This is a genomic window from Bacillus massilinigeriensis (assembly GCF_900117315.1).
In the GTDB taxonomy this organism is placed as follows: Bacteria; Bacillota; Bacilli; order Bacillales; family Cytobacillaceae; genus Bacillus_BE; species Bacillus_BE massilionigeriensis.
Genome location: NZ_LT630337.1, coordinates 2,052,371 through 2,068,760 on the forward strand (window position 1 = coordinate 2,052,371; position 16,390 = coordinate 2,068,760).

The window sequence follows — 16,390 nt, forward strand, 5'->3', positions numbered from 1 at the left end:
AATGTTCAATCTAGGAGGTAGCAAAAATGGCTGAATTAAAACTAGATCATATTTATAAAATTTACGACAATAAGGTAACAGCAGTTGAGGATTTCAATCTTCATATTGCAGATAAGGAATTTATCGTATTCGTTGGACCATCAGGTTGTGGTAAATCAACAACTTTACGAATGATAGCAGGACTTGAGGAAATTTCAAAAGGAGATTTCTATATTGATGGACAACGAGTTAACGATGTTGCTCCAAAAGATCGTGATATCGCAATGGTATTCCAAAACTACGCTTTATACCCACATATGACTGTATATGATAACATGGCTTTTGGATTGAAATTAAGAAAGTTTGCTAAACCTGAAATTGACCGTCGCGTTAAAGAGGCTGCTCAAATTCTTGGACTTGAAGAATATTTAAACCGTAAACCAAAAGCATTATCTGGTGGTCAAAGACAACGTGTTGCTTTAGGTCGTGCCATCGTTCGTGACGCTAAGGTATTCCTAATGGACGAGCCATTATCCAATCTTGATGCTAAACTTCGTGTTCAAATGCGCGCAGAAATCGCTAAGCTTCACCAACGTTTACAAACAACAACGATTTATGTAACTCATGACCAAACAGAAGCGATGACAATGGCAACCAGAATCGTCGTAATGAAGGATGGTGTCATTCAACAAGTTGGATCACCTAAAGATGTTTACGAATTCCCAGAAAATGTTTTCGTTGGGGGCTTTATTGGATCTCCAGCAATGAACTTCTTTAAAGGAACAATTCAAGAAGGTAAAATCGTCCTTGGAAACACTTCAGCTTCTATCCCTGAAGGTAAAATGAAGGTCCTTCGTGAACAAGGTTATGTTGGTAAGGAAGTAGTCTTTGGTATCCGTCCAGAAGACATCCATGATGAACCAATCTTTATTGAAGCATCTCAAGGTTCAAAAATAAATGTTACAGTAGAAGTATCTGAATTAACTGGTGCTGAAACAATGATTTATTCAAGCCTTGAAGGACATAATTTCGTCGCTCGTGTAGATTCACGTACAGATATCCATCATGGAGATAAGATTGAATTAGCATTCGATATGAACAAATGCCACTTCTTTGATGCAGAAACTGAAAAGAGAATTAGATAATATAGAGAAAGAAGGGGCTTATGATAAGCCCCTTCTTTTATTCCTTAATTAGCAACACAGAGCTGTATCCACATGATGCACAGGTAAGAAAATGTGGACATTCTTTATTTGAAAAATCATTAGGATATCCATCTTCAAGCTTCATTTGATCAATTGGCATATACGGACTATAATCATCATAAAAATCCATAATTCGACCTGAATCCTCTAACTGATTTCCGCAAGAGGGACATGTCTTATCTATATGTTCAAACCCATTACAAACCGGACAAATACCCATTCTAAATTCCCCACCATTTGCAAAATATATGATTGATTGATATTAGTTTGTGTCTTATTTCAAGTCCATATGTATTAGCAAAGTAGAGCTCCAATTAGGTAATAATTCCCTATACAGCTTAAGCGAATAATCCTATAAAAATCTAACATACTAATGATTACATAAACAAAAAACTTAAACTCTAAATAATTAATTGGGTTCATCCGAGTGGAAGGTAATTTTTTATCTCGTCGGTGCAACTCCGACTAACCCAACCACCTTTTATCATTATTGAACAAGGACTATGCTAGTTGCTTGATTTAAAAAATCAATTTGGTTCAATTCCAAAATAGTCCACAAAACTTATGAAGGAGAGTGTTCATCAACATGGCAAACAACAATTCTTCAAACCAATTATTAGTACCTGGAGTGTCTCAAGCATTAGATCAAATGAAATATGAAATTGCAAATGAATTTGGTGTAAACCTTGGCGCAGATACAACTTCTCGTGCAAATGGTTCTGTAGGTGGAGAAATTACTAAACGTCTAGTACAAATGGCAGAACAATCACTTGGCGGACGCTTCCAATAATTTGTAACCTTTTAAATTAAATAATTATATACTTTAAATGGCTTGGGGCTGGCTAATTGCCAGCCCCTTCATTACGGCCTTTCAACCTGAATTATAAAAACAAACAAAAAAGCTGCTTGCCTCAGGCAAACAGCTCATTTAAACTTATGCTTTTTTATTAGTAAGTGCACATCCAATATAATATCCAAGCACCATGATACTTGCTATAGCTAAAGTAATTGCATACTGTTCCATGTTTGCTTCTCCCCCTTTGAAAAAACACTTATTATCAATAAAATATCACAAAAAATAGAGGTTCATAGGACAAAAAAGGAAAGTTTTATGTCGAAAAATTGAACTTTTTGTGACATAAAACTTTCCTTTATTTCTTATTATTCCCCTTCATGAACTAGCCCATAGTGGAATCCTAAATTCCTAGTTACTCTTTCACTTTATCTATACAATTTGTTGAACAGGAATTTTTCACAGCACAGCCGGCACATTTTCCTTCCTTTGATCGATTAATAAATCTAATCAATGCCCAACCTGCATATCCAAACACAGCCATACCTATGACAATATTTACAATCATCATTTCACCTCATTGTTTAAGAAAATCCCAGAAGCCTTCCACCCTGATAAATAATTAGTGTTACAAAGTAAGCTATACATAAAGCATATCCCATTGAAAAGAACGTCCATTTTCTTGATCCAGTTTCTTTATAAATCGTTGCAACTGTTGCAAGACATGGAATATACAACAGAATAAATACCATAAAACTATATGCTGCAAGTGGAGTATAGAAATTGGACATGACACCTTGTAAGGATGTTTCATCCGGTACAAAATAAATAATATTCATCGTTGATATGATGACTTCCTTTGCTAAGAAACCAGTAATTAACGAGGAGCCTGCTTGCCATGTACCAAAACCAATTGGTCCTAATAGTGGTGCAATAACCCCACCTATCACGGCTAAAAAGCTTTTATCCATCTCAACATCGAATCCGCTTGGCCCTGCATAGGATAGTAGCCAAATAAAGGCCGAGCCGGCAAAAATAAATGTTCCTGCTTTACGAAGAAATCCCTTCCCTTTATCCCAAGTACTTCTCCATAATGCTTGTGCCTGTGGCAGCCTGTACGGAGGAAGCTCAATAACAAATAAAGATGTCTCACCCTTTAAAATGGTTGAAGAAAAGACTTTTGCCAAAATCAATGCAATCAAAATCCCAAGAACGTAAAGTGATAGGACAATTAAAGCCTTATATCGGTCAAAAAATACCCCAACAAATAGGGCATACACAGGCAAACGAGCAGAACATGACATTAATGGTGTTAATAATATCGTTAATAATCGCTCTTTTTGCGTTTCTATCGTTCTTGCCGCCATAACACCTGGGACATTACATCCAAAACCAATGATCATCGGAATAAAGGCCTTCCCATTTAAACCGACGGATTCCATGATCCGGTCCATTACTAAGGCAACTCTCGCCATATAACCAGAATCCTCTAATACTGAAATAAAAAAGAATAATATCATGATTTGGGGGACAAATACGATTACACCACCGACACCAGCAACGATGCCATCAATGATTAGATCATGTATAAATACCGATGCACCAATTTGTTCTAAAACCTTTTCAAGCCCAGCTGTTACTGGACCACTAATAAATCCATCCAATGCATCAGACAATGGGAATCCAAGCCAATCAAACGTCAACATGAACATGATATACATTAATATTAAAAAGATTGGAATGCCTAGTATTTTATTGGTTACAATTAAATCAATCTTTTCGGATAAAGGAACATTATCTCGTCCATTTTTTTCAGTGGATTTTTGGACAACAGCATTAATAAATTCTTTTCGTTTCTGATAAATATATTGTTCTAATGAGTTTGTACCATGATTTTCTTGAATCGAATTTTGAACGGAATAAATCAATTCATTTAATTGTTCACTATTAATGAATTGAGTTAGATATTCCTTCACATAATGGTTTCCTTCAAATAACTGCAATGCTAACCATCTTGAGGAATGCGTTGATTTCCCGTTAAGCAGAAGGTCTATTTGCTCTATCCCCTTTTCTATTTCTTTTCCGTAATAGATTAGGTTTGTCTTTGGGTTATTTGAATGCTTATTTACAACTAACTCAGCTAGTTTGTCGCAGCCTTTGCCATTTCTTGCAACAACAGAAGAAACAGAAATTCCAAGCATTTTAGAGAGTTTATCTGAATTTACTTGAATTCCCCGATTATTTGCCACATCCACCATATTTAACCCAATGATAAGCGGCTTCCCAAATTCGATTAATTGAAGGGTAAGATGAAGATTTCTCTCAAGCTGCGATGCATCAATAATATTTAGTAATTTATCAAAAGATTCTGTAAGAAAAAAATTAGTTACAACTCCTTCATCCTTTGACAATGGATTTAAGGAATAGATACCTGGTAAATCTATTAATCGATCCTTTTTATTTTTAAAAAGACCGACCTTCTTTTCAACTGTTACACCACTCCAGTTTCCGACATATTCATATGAACCAGTAAGATTGTTGAACAGTGATGTTTTTCCAGTATTCGGATTTCCTAGTAGTGCAATTTCCATTAGAGCTTTTCCACCTCAATACGGTTCGCTTCTTTTCTTCTAATACCGACACATTGTCCACAGGATTCAATCATGAAGGGGCCACCAAAGGGCATGATACATTTCACACAAACCTCTGACCCTTCTGTGATTCCCAAGTCTAGTAATCTTCTTCGAACTAAAGCGTCTATTTTTGATATATTTTTAATTTTTGCCTTAACACCTTTATTTAATTGACCTAACATGAATCTCACCCTATAAAAAATTATTGAAATACCTGCTGTCGTTATGACTAATCCTATTATACTAAAAACTTTTCTAAGTGAGAACGATTCTCCTTATTATTCACAAATTATTAAAGAAGTAATGGTATATTCTACCGCAAATAAATTTCCCTAGTCCAACATTTTTTTCTTAAGGAAATAGTGATTCCTAAGCGCGACAATGTTTCTGTAGACTCACACGGACTTTATTTGATAAGGTTTATTTGGATGGGCAAGTTGATGGAGGTAGTCATGATGAACAGTGAGAAGACATCATTTTTAGCTGAAAGAGGTGTCTGGCTAAGTTTAATAACGTATATCATTCTTTCAATAATAAAACTTACAATCGGGAAAATTGGAGATTCAGAAGGCTTATGGGCAGATGGACTTAATAATTCAACTGATATTATCTCCTCAGTTGCAATTTTAATTGGTATAAAAATTGCTAGAAAACCACCAGATCAAAATCATCTTTACGGTCATTCTCGTGTAGAATCTATTTCTTCTTTAATTGCTGCTTTTATTATGTTTACTGTTGGAATACAAGTTATCCTTGGCGGATTTCAGGCCTTTCTAAGAAATGAAGTGACCAACCCAAATTGGATCTCAGGATATACTGCATTAGGCTGTGCTATTATTATGTACTCTGTCTCCCTATATAATCTTAAGCTGTCGAAAAGACTTAACAGTACTTCCTTAAAAGCAGTTGCTTTTGATAATCGATCAGATGCTCTTGTTAGTATTGGTGCTTTTATAGGGATTATTGGTGCAAATTTTGGAATAGATTGGTTAGACGTAGTGATATCAGTTGTCGTTGGCTTTCTTATATGTAAAACCGGTTGGGATATTTTTATGGAGTCTTCCTACTCCCTTACCGATGGATTTGATATGAATTTGTTATCTAATATACATAAAACAATTGCTTTAATCCCCGGTGTAATCCATATTAAAGATTTAAAAGGAAGAATGCATGGTGACCAAATATTTATTGAAGCAACCATCATTGTTGATCCTTCCCTTAATGTCATTGATAGTCATGCAATAACTGAAAAAATTGAGGAACGATTATTAAATGAACATAATGTAAGTCGAGCCTTTATACATATTGAGCCCTACCATATTAAAGAAAATGCTTAAAATTTTAGTCAAATATTCCTTTATTTCACCATATAAATAAACACAAATTTCTTTTTGTGGAAGGATTGTGTTTATGTTTATTTTAAGAGTCGATCATGAAATTGAATTACAGCTTTTGCAACCTCATCATTCCGAAGAATTATTTCAGCTGGTCGATCGAAATAGATATCATCTTCGGAAGTGGCTCCCATGGGTAGACAGTATTTCTTCATCCGCTCAATATAATCAAATAATATATATTTGGTTACAACAGTTTGCAGAATATAGCAGCTTAAACTTAGGAATTAGGTACAGAAACATACTTGTTGGTTGTATAAGTCTTAACTACGTGGATTGGGCGAACTCGCAAACAAGTATCGGCTATTTTCTCGGAGATGAATTTCAGAGAAAAGGAATTATGATACGAGCTGTTCACTCCCTTATTCGTTATGTATTCACTGAATTAAAACTTAACAGAATAGAAATAAGGTGTGGAGAACATAATTGGAAAAGTAGGGCAATACCTGAAAGACTTGGATTTATTAAGGAGGGAATGATCCGCGATGGAGAAAAACTAAACAATCGATTTCATAATCTTATCCTGTATAGTATGCTAGCCAAAGAATGGACCTCATAACTTTATTCTAATGAACATCCCCTCCTAACTAACCCTTTTAAAAAAATTTCCGCATTACAACATCCTAATAAATCCTTTATTTCAAGAAGTAACCCTGTATTAAATACGAATGAGACCTTTCCTTATTGTCATGAATTCGGCATAAAACAATTTGTCAGCTTTTGCTTATAATTGTAAAATTAAATAATAAGGGAAAAGTACATATATCTGTATTCTTCAGGGGGGTGAATCCCTTACTAGTCGTAAGGAAGAAATCATGGTTTTATTCAATGTAATATTACTACTTGTATTAATAGCCTTTACTTCCTTTTTTGTTGCATCCGAATTTGCTATTGTTAAGGTTCGTAGTACACGAATTGATCAGTTAATAGCAGAAGGGCATCCACAGGCCCCAGCAGCAAAAAAGGTTACTTCCAATTTGGATGCCTATCTTTCTGCTTGTCAATTAGGGATAACAATAGCATCTCTAGGACTTGGTTGGCTTGGAGAACCGACAGTTCAGTCGCTCCTCGAACCAATTTTTGAAAAGATCAATCTTAGTCCTTCCATTAATCAAATAATATCTTTTATCATAGCCTTTTCAATTGTTACCTTCTTAAATGTTGTTATTGGGGAGTTATCTCCAAAAACATTTGCAATTCAAAAGGCAGAATGGATTGCGCTAAAATTTGCTAAAACACTTATTCTGTTTAACAAAATCATGTTTCCGTTTATTTGGATATTAAACCATTCGTCTCGGTTTATTACAAGCTTATTTGGCTTAGAGCCTGCATCAGATCACGATATTGCCCATTCGGAAGAAGAGCTTAGAATTATCTTATCCGAAAGTGTAAAAAGTGGGGAAATAAATCCTTATGAATATAAGTATGTTAATAAAATTTTTGAATTTGATGATCGGATTGCAAAGGAAATCATGGTACCAAGAACGGAAATGATCAGCCTGGCTGTTGATGCAACGATGAGCGAGATACTACAAATGGTTCAGGAGGAAAAATACACTCGTTATCCTGTCACAGATGGGGATAAAGATAATATTATTGGAATAATAAACATTAAAGAAATCTTGACTGACTGTATTCAAAATAAATGTACTGAAGAACAGCCACTAAAAAATTATATCAAGCCTGTCCTGCATGTTATCGAATCGATTCCTATTCACGACCTTCTTGTTATCCTACAAAGAGACCGTGCACATATGGCAATATTATCTGATGAATACGGTGGTACTGCGGGCCTAGTAACAGTAGAGGATATTTTGGAGGAAATAGTCGGAGAAATCCGGGACGAGTTTGATACAGATGAATTACCTCTAATCCAAAAAGTGGCTAAAGATCATTACATCATTGATGCAAAAGTTTTGATTTCTGAAGTAAATGATTTATTAGGTACGAATTTAGATGATGAAGAGGTAGACACTATTGGTGGATGGTTATTAACTCAGAAATTTGATCTTCATCAAGGAGAAATTATAAAAAGTGAAGGCTATTTATTCATTGTAAAAGAAATTGAAGGCCACCATATCATGTATATTGAAGTAAAGAAAGACCCTGACAGTAATGGAGAAAACAAAACAATTGTCCCTTCAGATGTGATTGTCTAGTGAATTGAGAGGTGCTGAACGAAAAGCACCTCTTTTTTTGTGAAATTATTTGAAATTTCCAACTTATTACAGCATAATTATTCATATAAGATAATTTACTACATAAACTATAGATAATCATTACACCCCATATTACACCTTATCCCTGAACTTTTAGTGGTTATTTCAAAAATAGCCGTGTGATTACACTAATAACAATCACGTTTGACTGTACGGTTTTATATCCTATATAATTAGATTAGTCTTCTTTTCAAGTATAGATTCATACGATGTGAATCCCATATCCTTATGAGGAGATTAATCAATGTTATTTACCAATAAGCGAAATTAAGGATGATAAGTTGAGGTGGTATGATGGGGCTGTCTATCGTATCGGTGAACTAGCAAATAAAGCGAATGTGTCAAAGAGGACAATTGATTATTATACTAGTCTTGGACTGTTAATTCCTAACCGAACACAGTCAAATTATCGATTATACTCTGAAGAGTCATTATATGACTTGTCATTTATAAGTGAATGCAAAAAGATGCATATTCCACTGGATGAGATTAAGAGAAAGCTAGAAATGAAAAAGTCTTCTAATCTTCATAATGGTGAAATGGAGAAACAAATAAATGCTGTTACTCAACAAATGAAACAGTTAGAAAATGATATTTCCTATCTCGTTCCCTTACTAGAAAAACTAGATGACGAGCAAAAGAAATGTCTTTCACAAAAACTTTCTTCTGAGGGTGCAGCATTAATTAAATCTTTAATGAAGATTTCAAGCTAAATTATATTTTTGACAATATCAGGAGGTGACTCCTTACTCGTAAGATTACGAGATAAGGAAATTTATTTGGACATATTAAACTTGGTTATTATTGCCATTTTGATTGCTTTTACCGCATTTTTTGTTGCTTCAGAATTTGCGATCATTAGGGTAAGAAGTACAAGGATTGATCAGCTTATTGAAGAAGGAAGTAAAGGTGCGATAGCTGTTAAAAGAGTCATTACCAACCTGGATGAATATTTATCTGCCTGTCAGCTGGGTATTACCGTTACATCATTAGGTATTGGGTGGTTAGGGGAACCAACTGTTGAGCATATCCTTGAACCAATATTCATCCAACTACAAGTACCTGAATCCATCACAAATGTATTATCGTTTGTGATTGCATTCTCATTGATTACATTCCTGCATGTAGTTGTTGGTGAACTATCTCCAAAAACTTTAGCTATTCAAAAAGCAGAAACGATTTCCCTGCTCGCGGCAAGGCCTTTAATTTTATTTTACAAGGTCATGTTCCCTTTTATATGGGCTTTAAATGGTTCAGCTCGCATAACATCAAGTTTATTTGGATTAAAGCCTGCTGCTGAACATGAGATTGCTCACTCTGAAGAGGAATTGCGTATGATTCTATCTGAAAGCTATAAAAGTGGCGAAATCAACCAATCTGAGTTTAAGTATGTAAATAAAATTTTTGATTTTGATGATCGAATTGCTAAAGAAATTATGGTTCCAAGAACGGAAATTGTATCACTATCAAAAAATGATACCATTGAAACATTTTTGGAGGCTGTACAAGAAGAAAAATTTACCCGCTATCCAATAATTGATGGAGATAAGGATCATATTATTGGGATGGTCAATATTAAAGAAATCTTGACTGAGCTAATAAAAAATAAGCAAATGTCAAATTTAACTCTTGAATCCTACACTAGACCTATCATACGCGTAATTGACTCTATTCCAATTCATGACCTACTTGTTAAAATGCAAAAGGAACGGATTCATATGGCGATATTAATGGATGAATATGGTGGAACTTCTGGTCTCGTTACTGTTGAAGATATCATAGAAGAAATCGTTGGTGAGATTCGTGACGAATTCGATATGGATGAAATTCCTATGATTCAAAAAGTCAAAGACGACCATTATATCATTGATTCTAAAGTATTAGTTACCGAAGTTAATGACCTGTTAGGACTTAATATCGATGATGAAGATGTAGATACAATTGGTGGATGGGTATTGACTGAAAATTATGAGGTCAAAGAGGGAGATACTATCTATTTCGATCATTATACCTTTAAAATTCTTGAAATGGATGAACATCATATTAAGTATATTGAGGTTTCTAAAAGTAAAGAATTAGAACAACCCATTCAACAAATGTCGCTAACAAAGACTGAAGCACTATCATAAGACAATTGTTTTCTATACCCTTAAAAAAGGCAGACTATGCGTCTGCCTTTTTTTGTTCCTTAATTAATAAATCCTTCTTAATTTGCTCATTATTTTTTCACATTTTTTGGAAAAGATATGATAGTAAACCATTATATTCAAAGGAGAGACAAACATGAAGAAGATATTTTTGTTAACAACTGTGTTGTGCATCAGTTTCTTTTGTTTTACACCTGGAATGCTAGCAGCAAAGGATATGGATTCACAAGGTGAAGGCTCTAATCACCAAATGCATAAACCTATGATTGACGATGATAAGATGGAAAATCTCATCAAACAAGGTTATACAAAAAAAGAGATATTTATTGCTCTACATATGTCCAAAAAAGCAAATTTTGAGATAGATGAGATACTCTCATATTACACAAAAAGTAATAAATCCTGGGAAGCTACAGCTAAACACTTCGGAATCAACTTTGAGGAATTTAAAAGGTTCAAGAAAATGAATTGTGAATTTTTTAAAAAGAATCAAACGGCTATTATTCAAGTTTTAGCTGATTATTTAGACAAAAAACCTGAGGAGATTAATGCATACATAAAGGATGGAATTTCACTTCGATTTTTAGTCGCTGCAGCTGCTATCTCTGAATTGAGTGACAAAAGCATTGAAGAAATCATTAAACTAAAACAACAGGGTCAGTCACTACAAGAAATTAGTCAAACCTTACAATTAAATCATCAGCAAATACATGAAGAAATTAATGAAATCCTAGATGATGTTAAACCTACTGGGGAAAAGGACTAATTTAATTAGTTGAATAAAGAAAAAGACCATTGGAAGATTAAAATCCAATGGTCTTTCATCTATATGAAAATTATCATTAATTACAGCTTCCGTGATGGTTAGGGCAGCCACTCTTTTCTCCTTCAACTTGAATCGTCGTATGCTCAATTGCGAATTGATCATGTAATATAGCTTGCGCCTGATGAAGGACAAGATCATGCTCCCCTCCATCCAATAATACAATATGACAGCTGAGTGATGGAAAATCGGACGTGATAGACCAAAGATGAAGATCATGAACCTCTTTTACATCCTTAATCTGTAATAACGCCTCCTTGATTCGACTCATATTAAACTGTGCTGGTGTCCCTTCCATCAAAATATGAACCGATTCCCTTGTGACTCTCCATCCACTTATTAAAATAAGGATAGACACGATCATACTTGCAATGGGATCTGCGATTTTCCAATCAAAAAGAAAAATTAGAACAGCAGCTATTATCGCTCCAACAGAGCCTAAGAGATCACCGATAACATGTAGAAAAGCACTTCTTATATTAAGATTTTCTTTATCCCCTCGCATTAAAATAACTGCCGCAATAATATTAACAAGTAAACCTAATACCGACACCAATAACATTCCTACACTTTGAACATTAGGAGGATTTAACAACCGATTGTAGGCCTCCACCATAATATAAAGCGATATAATTAATAATGTCACTCCATTAATAGCAGCTGCTATTATTTCAAACCTCTTATAACCAAAGGTCTTTGAATAAGTGGCCTTCCTTTCCCCAATAATCATTGCTAGTAAACTTAAACCTAATGCAGCTGCATCGCTTAGCATATGCCCTGCATCAGAGAGGAGAGCTAAACTATTAGTAATGAATCCCCCAATGATTTCTACAATCATAAATAAAGCGATTATTATAAATGAAAATAGCAATGCCTTTTTATTTCCTGAATGATGATGATGTCCATGATGAGAGTGGGAATGGGAATGATTGTCATGTGAATGCGCATGATTATGAACCAATTTTGTCACCTCATTACTTTATCTATATGAGTATATGCTCATATTTCAATTATGCTACATAATTATTCAGAAATCAACAAAAAATGTTGCTATTAAATATAAGCAACATTTTGTTAGATAATTATCAGTGTATCAAGAATTAACAAAAAAACTACTCAAAATGAGTAGTTTTTTGTTCAATAATTATGCTAGCTGTTCTGTATCTTCCTTGGGGCTTATGGTAATTTCATCAAGATTAAGAGAGAGAATTAGCGCAAAATTACCTTTAGATGTTTCCACATTAACAATATAACTAGAATCCACACTCTGAATTTTAGCTATATGCATGACTTGCTGTGGCTTCATATTTAGTTCGGTACCCTGATTAGACATGTTTACCAAGAAAATGCCGTTATGTAAATTTAAGAATTCGCTCACTGATGCCCTAGCAAGCTCATCAACTACATTAAGTTCCTCTTCAGCATAGGCTGATGCAATTTTTAAGAAAGTATCTTCATTTGCAGCTAATACCGTGTACAAAGTACTCTCTCCGACAATATCTTGATGAACCGCCCAATCGAACTCAAGAGGTTTCTTCCATTTATGAGCTTCTAGATATACTTGATTATCTATAAATCGAATCATGTTTTTTGCAAATAATGATAAGTATTTAATCAAGAACTCCTTATGACTGGTTTCTCCTAGATTAATTGAATTCTCAACTAATGCTTCAATATCACCATTCTTGATTGCCTCAAACTTATCATCAGATAGACTATGTAATCTCTTATATTCAGTAAGAGCATTTGAATATTGCTCAATTGTCATATAGCCTTTATCTACTAAAGCCTGTGCTAATAATAAATGATCTTGCTTTTGCGAAGAGAGCATTTGTTCAACCTGTGAATCGGTTATATAGCCTAAATCTACCGCAATCTCTCCAAAGCGCTTATCCATTTGCTTTTGTTTCTCATGAACCTCTTCAACTTGTTCAGAGGTCATAAATCCTTCATCTACTGCCATTACACCAATCTTAACGTGTGTTGTTTCTTGTATATCAAGAGCATCCTGTAGCTGCTCAGAAGTGATAAAACCACTATTTAAAAGGTAGTGGCCAAAATATTGGCTAAACATGCGCTGTCTCCCCTCTTTCTTTTAAGATTTTTTCAATAATTGTAGTCACAGCATCAAGAGAGACAGGTTTTTGAATAAAATCATAAGCTCCTTTTTCTAATGCCTTTCTTAAATGTTCCTTAGTTCCAGCAGATGATGCCATAATCACCTTGATATTAGAATCATATTGCGTTATTTCTTCTAAGGCTTCAATACCATCCTTATCAGGCATTACAATATCCAGAAAAACAATATCAGGATTATGCTCTTTCACCATATCCACTGCTACTTGGCCATTTTCAGCTTCAAGTACGTCATGACATTTACACTTTTCTAACAGTCCAATAAATCTTTTCCTAATCAACATGGAATCATCACAGATCATAACTTTTAAATTATTTTCCAAAGATGCTCAACTCCTAACAAATGATAAACTTTTAATTCTTACCTTCGAACATCAAAAAATGGAATACTAGTAGTGCTAAGGGGTATTCTGTTAATGGTTGAACAATCTCCCTTATACAGAAAACCATATCATAATACTTCGTTATAATGTAAGAAAAATCCTTTAATGAATGAGAAAAAAACATACATTTTGTCGACTTCTGCATAAAAAATTACTTTTTATTTCATAATAATAATGAGTTAGTTTTGAGGAGATGAGTAGTGTTGAAGATAATAGGATTATGCCATAAATGTAGTGGTGAGGGATTCATTAAAAAGTATTTTTTAATGAAAAAAATTTGCCCTACTTGCGATGGTTCAGGAAAAATAGTCCAATCAATACAAGAATATAGGGAGCTATAAAAATTGTGAATTACAGAATCTTTATATTAAGATAAAACAAAAAACCAAGCTAATCAATGTTGATTTAAGCTTGGTTTTATTATTAATATAATAAAAATGGCTCCGCAGGTAGGATTCGAACCTACGACCGTTCGGTTAACAGCCGAATGCTCTACCACTGAGCTACTGCGGAATATTTAATAATTGTTTCCTAAATAACGCTATACTTTGCCGAATGTCCTCATCTCAGAAAGCTAAACCAAGTAGCAGCTCGATGAGTACAACTCGAAGTTAATTCATGGAGCATTGCTCGTTGCTCTACCACTGAGCTACTGCGGAATATTTAATAATTGTTTCCTAAATAACGCTATACTTTGCCGAATGTCCTCATCTCAGAAAGCTAAACCAAGTAGCAGCTCGATGAGTACAACTCGAAGTTAATTCATGGAGCATTGCTCGTTGCTCTACCACTGAGCTACTGCGGAATATTTAATAATTGTTTCCTTAATAACGCTATACTTTGCCGAATGTCCTCATCTCAGAAAGCTAAACCAAGTAGCAGCTCGATGAGTACAACTCGAAGTTAATTCATGGAGCATTGCTCGTTGCTCTACCACTGAGCTATTGCGGAATAATATGTATTATTCACAATATTTACTTTATAAAAATAATTATACCCAAAATATAAAAAAAGAAAAGTATTTTTTTGATTTTATTAAAGTGGGCCTAAATGGACTCGAACCATCGACCTCACGCTTATCAGGCGTGCGCTCTAACCAGCTGAGCTATAGGCCCATAAATGTTTGGAGCGGGTGATGAGAATCGAACTCACGACAACAGCTTGGAAGGCTGTGGTTTTACCATTAAACTACACCCGCATATGAAGTTAATTAAAATTAAAAATGACTACAATAATATGATGGGGCGATCGATGGGAATCGAACCCACGAGTGTCGGAGCCACAATCCGATGCGTTAACCACTTCGCCACGACCGCCATATTCATGGCAATAGTGAAAAATCAAACCAATGGTGGAGGGGGACGGATTCGAACCGCCGAACCCAAGGGAGCGGATTTACAGTCCGCCGCGTTTAGCCACTTCGCTACCCCTCCAAATGAAAAAGATGGCTCAGGACGGAATCGAACCGCCGACACAAGGATTTTCAGTCCTTTGCTCTACCGACTGAGCTACTGAGCCATATGTATTATTAATACCTTACAATTTAGTTTTTCCTCGTCCTTCGCCCAAAACTCTAAGAAGCTAATTCAAGTTGTCTTTCGTTTTGTGCGCTGATGCATATGCTTCGTAGCTTATTCGATCGTGCTCTACCGACTGAGCTACTGAGCCATATGTATTATTAATACCTTACAATTTAGTTTTTTCTCGTCCTTCGCCCAAAACTCTAAGAAGCTAATTCAAGTTGTCTTTCGTTTTGTGCGCTGATGCATATGCTTCGTAGCTTATTCGACCGTGCTCTACCGACTGAGCTACTGAGCCATATGTATTATTTAATACCTTACAATTTAGTTTTTTCTCGTCCTTCGCCCAAAACTCTAAGAAGCTAATTCAAGTTGTCTTTCGTTTTGTGCGCTGATGCATATGCTTCGTAGCTTATTCGATCGTGCTCTACTGACTGAGCTACTGAGCCATATATATATGTGTTTATAATATTTATGGCGGAGGAAGAGGGATTCGAACCCCCGCGCGGTTTAACCCGCCTGTCGGTTTTCAAGACCGATCCCTTCAGCCAGACTTGGGTATTCCTCCAACATAAAATGGTAGCGGCAGAGGGGATCGAACCCCCGACCTCACGGGTATGAACCGTACGCTCTAGCCAGCTGAGCTACGCCGCCAAATTAATATTCAAATAATTATTTCTATGGTGGAGACTAGCGGGATCGAACCGCTGACCTCCTGCGTGCAAAGCAGGCGCTCTCCCAGCTGAGCTAAGCCCCCATAAGGTTTGAAATAAATGGCGCGCCCGACAGGAGTCGAACCCATAACCTTCTGATCCGTAGTCAGACGCTCTATCCAATTGAGCTACGGGCGCATTTCTAATTGATTCTCTGGAGCGGAAGACGGGATTCGAACCCGCGACCCCCACCTTGGCAAGGTGGTGTTCTACCACTGAACTACTTCCGCGAATAAAGTGCGGGTGAAGGGAGTCGAACCCCCACGCCTTGCGGCGCCAGATCCTAAGTCTGGTGCGTCTGCCAATTCCGCCACACCCGCATTATATAATTTAAATAAATGGTGAGCCATGAAGGACTCGAACCTTCGACCCTCTGATTAAAAGTCAGATGCTCTACCGACTGAGCTAATGGCTCTCAACAATAATAGTATTATTAGTTTGACAA

General features: G+C 35.5%; 15 protein-coding genes and 13 tRNA genes. 8 read left to right on the forward strand and 20 right to left on the reverse strand.

The genetic code is table 11. From position 1 onward, the window contains the following. Positions 1 to 26 precede the first annotated feature (26 nt). Positions 27 to 1,124, forward strand: a complete 1,098-nt coding sequence (locus BQ6100_RS10160) for an ABC transporter ATP-binding protein (RefSeq protein ID WP_075981551.1) — start codon at positions 27 to 29, stop codon at positions 1,122 to 1,124. Between the two features lie 37 nt (positions 1,125 to 1,161). Here BQ6100_RS10160 and BQ6100_RS10165 read toward each other — a convergent pair whose 3' ends face one another. Further along, positions 1,162 to 1,404 carry a hypothetical protein gene (locus BQ6100_RS10165; RefSeq protein ID WP_075981552.1) on the reverse strand — a complete coding sequence of 81 codons (243 nt, stop codon included), beginning with the start codon at positions 1,402 to 1,404 and terminating at the stop codon, positions 1,162 to 1,164. 366 nt (positions 1,405 to 1,770) lie between these two features. On the opposite strand from BQ6100_RS10165, the gene BQ6100_RS10170 reads away from it, so the two are divergent. Then, the gene (locus BQ6100_RS10170; protein ID WP_075981553.1) at positions 1,771 to 1,974 is read left to right on the forward strand and encodes an alpha/beta-type small acid-soluble spore protein; all 204 of its coding nucleotides are present in this window, start codon (positions 1,771 to 1,773) and stop codon (positions 1,972 to 1,974) included. 418 nt (positions 1,975 to 2,392) lie between these two features. Here the strand turns inward: BQ6100_RS10170 and BQ6100_RS10175 are convergent, their stop codons facing one another. From BQ6100_RS10175 to BQ6100_RS10185, 3 genes are read right to left on the reverse strand one after another with little or no spacing between them, the layout of a single operon-like run. Then, positions 2,393 to 2,545 (reverse strand): FeoB-associated Cys-rich membrane protein, encoded by a 153-nt coding sequence (locus tag BQ6100_RS10175; protein ID WP_075981554.1) that lies wholly within the window; start codon positions 2,543 to 2,545, stop codon positions 2,393 to 2,395. Positions 2,546 to 2,561: 16 nt separating this feature from the next. After that, on the reverse strand, positions 2,562 to 4,568 hold the full coding sequence (gene feoB, locus BQ6100_RS10180; RefSeq protein WP_075981555.1) for a ferrous iron transport protein B: 2,007 nt from the start codon (positions 4,566 to 4,568) through the stop codon (positions 2,562 to 2,564). Further along, on the reverse strand, positions 4,568 to 4,792 hold the full coding sequence (locus BQ6100_RS10185) for a FeoA family protein (protein WP_075981556.1): 225 nt from the start codon (positions 4,790 to 4,792) through the stop codon (positions 4,568 to 4,570). The genes feoB and BQ6100_RS10185 overlap by 1 nt, the downstream gene beginning before the upstream one ends. A gap of 273 nt (positions 4,793 to 5,065) precedes the next feature. Here BQ6100_RS10185 and BQ6100_RS10190 point away from each other — a divergent pair, with 273 nt between their 5' ends. The 6 genes from BQ6100_RS10190 (at position 5,066) to BQ6100_RS10215 (ending at position 11,136) form a co-directional block, all read left to right on the forward strand. Further along, entirely contained in the window at positions 5,066 to 5,947 is an 882-nt protein-coding gene (locus BQ6100_RS10190) for a cation diffusion facilitator family transporter (RefSeq protein ID WP_075981557.1), read from the forward strand. Positions 5,948 to 6,020: 73 nt separating this feature from the next. Beyond that, complete coding sequence (locus BQ6100_RS10195) at positions 6,021 to 6,563, forward strand: GNAT family N-acetyltransferase (protein WP_075981558.1); 543 nt, start codon at positions 6,021 to 6,023, stop codon at positions 6,561 to 6,563. Positions 6,564 to 6,819: 256 nt separating this feature from the next. Continuing rightward, positions 6,820 to 8,163, forward strand: coding sequence for a hemolysin family protein (locus tag BQ6100_RS10200; RefSeq protein ID WP_075981559.1), 1,344 nt, complete (start codon positions 6,820 to 6,822; stop codon positions 8,161 to 8,163). A 341-nt stretch (positions 8,164 to 8,504) separates the two neighbouring features. Next, positions 8,505 to 8,936: a MerR family transcriptional regulator gene (locus BQ6100_RS10205; protein WP_075981560.1), complete on the forward strand. Its 432-nt coding sequence runs from the start codon at positions 8,505 to 8,507 to the stop codon at positions 8,934 to 8,936. Between the two features lie 66 nt (positions 8,937 to 9,002). Beyond that, positions 9,003 to 10,352: a hemolysin family protein gene (locus tag BQ6100_RS10210; RefSeq protein WP_075981561.1), complete on the forward strand. Its 1,350-nt coding sequence runs from the start codon at positions 9,003 to 9,005 to the stop codon at positions 10,350 to 10,352. 154 nt (positions 10,353 to 10,506) lie between these two features. Further along, positions 10,507 to 11,136, forward strand: coding sequence for a hypothetical protein (locus BQ6100_RS10215; RefSeq protein ID WP_075981562.1), 630 nt, complete (start codon positions 10,507 to 10,509; stop codon positions 11,134 to 11,136). A 76-nt stretch (positions 11,137 to 11,212) separates the two neighbouring features. On the opposite strand, the gene BQ6100_RS10220 is transcribed toward BQ6100_RS10215, so the two are convergent. The 16 genes from BQ6100_RS10220 to BQ6100_RS10295 form a co-directional block, all read right to left on the reverse strand. Beyond that, positions 11,213 to 12,154 carry a cation diffusion facilitator family transporter gene (locus BQ6100_RS10220; RefSeq protein WP_075981563.1) on the reverse strand — a complete coding sequence of 314 codons (942 nt, stop codon included), beginning with the start codon at positions 12,152 to 12,154 and terminating at the stop codon, positions 11,213 to 11,215. Positions 12,155 to 12,337: 183 nt separating this feature from the next. After that, a complete protein-coding gene (locus tag BQ6100_RS10225) occupies positions 12,338 to 13,267 on the reverse strand; it encodes a hypothetical protein (protein WP_075981564.1) in 930 nt (309 codons plus the stop codon). After that, the gene (locus tag BQ6100_RS10230; protein WP_084780320.1) at positions 13,260 to 13,652 is read right to left on the reverse strand and encodes a response regulator; all 393 of its coding nucleotides are present in this window, start codon (positions 13,650 to 13,652) and stop codon (positions 13,260 to 13,262) included. Before BQ6100_RS10230 ends, BQ6100_RS10225 begins: the two co-directional genes overlap by 8 nt. A gap of 498 nt (positions 13,653 to 14,150) precedes the next feature. Next, positions 14,151 to 14,225, reverse strand: a tRNA-Asn gene (locus BQ6100_RS10235). Between the two features lie 528 nt (positions 14,226 to 14,753). After that, positions 14,754 to 14,827, reverse strand: a tRNA-Ile gene (locus BQ6100_RS10240). Positions 14,828 to 14,836: 9 nt separating this feature from the next. Continuing rightward, positions 14,837 to 14,910 (reverse strand) — tRNA-Gly (locus BQ6100_RS10245). Positions 14,911 to 14,952: 42 nt separating this feature from the next. Next, positions 14,953 to 15,028, reverse strand: a tRNA-His gene (locus BQ6100_RS10250). Between the two features lie 33 nt (positions 15,029 to 15,061). After that, positions 15,062 to 15,145, reverse strand: a tRNA-Tyr gene (locus BQ6100_RS10255). 12 nt (positions 15,146 to 15,157) lie between these two features. Continuing rightward, a tRNA-Phe gene (locus BQ6100_RS10260) sits at positions 15,158 to 15,230 on the reverse strand. 477 nt (positions 15,231 to 15,707) lie between these two features. Further along, a tRNA-Ser gene (locus BQ6100_RS10265) sits at positions 15,708 to 15,800 on the reverse strand. A 9-nt stretch (positions 15,801 to 15,809) separates the two neighbouring features. Next, positions 15,810 to 15,886, reverse strand: a tRNA-Met gene (locus BQ6100_RS10270). 27 nt (positions 15,887 to 15,913) lie between these two features. Further along, a tRNA-Ala gene (locus BQ6100_RS10275) sits at positions 15,914 to 15,989 on the reverse strand. 17 nt (positions 15,990 to 16,006) lie between these two features. Beyond that, positions 16,007 to 16,083 (reverse strand) — tRNA-Arg (locus tag BQ6100_RS10280). Between the two features lie 17 nt (positions 16,084 to 16,100). Further along, a tRNA-Gly gene (locus BQ6100_RS10285) sits at positions 16,101 to 16,175 on the reverse strand. Positions 16,176 to 16,183: 8 nt separating this feature from the next. Continuing rightward, a tRNA-Leu gene (locus BQ6100_RS10290) sits at positions 16,184 to 16,265 on the reverse strand. Between the two features lie 19 nt (positions 16,266 to 16,284). Next, positions 16,285 to 16,360 (reverse strand) — tRNA-Lys (locus BQ6100_RS10295). Positions 16,361 to 16,390: the final 30 nt, after the last annotated feature.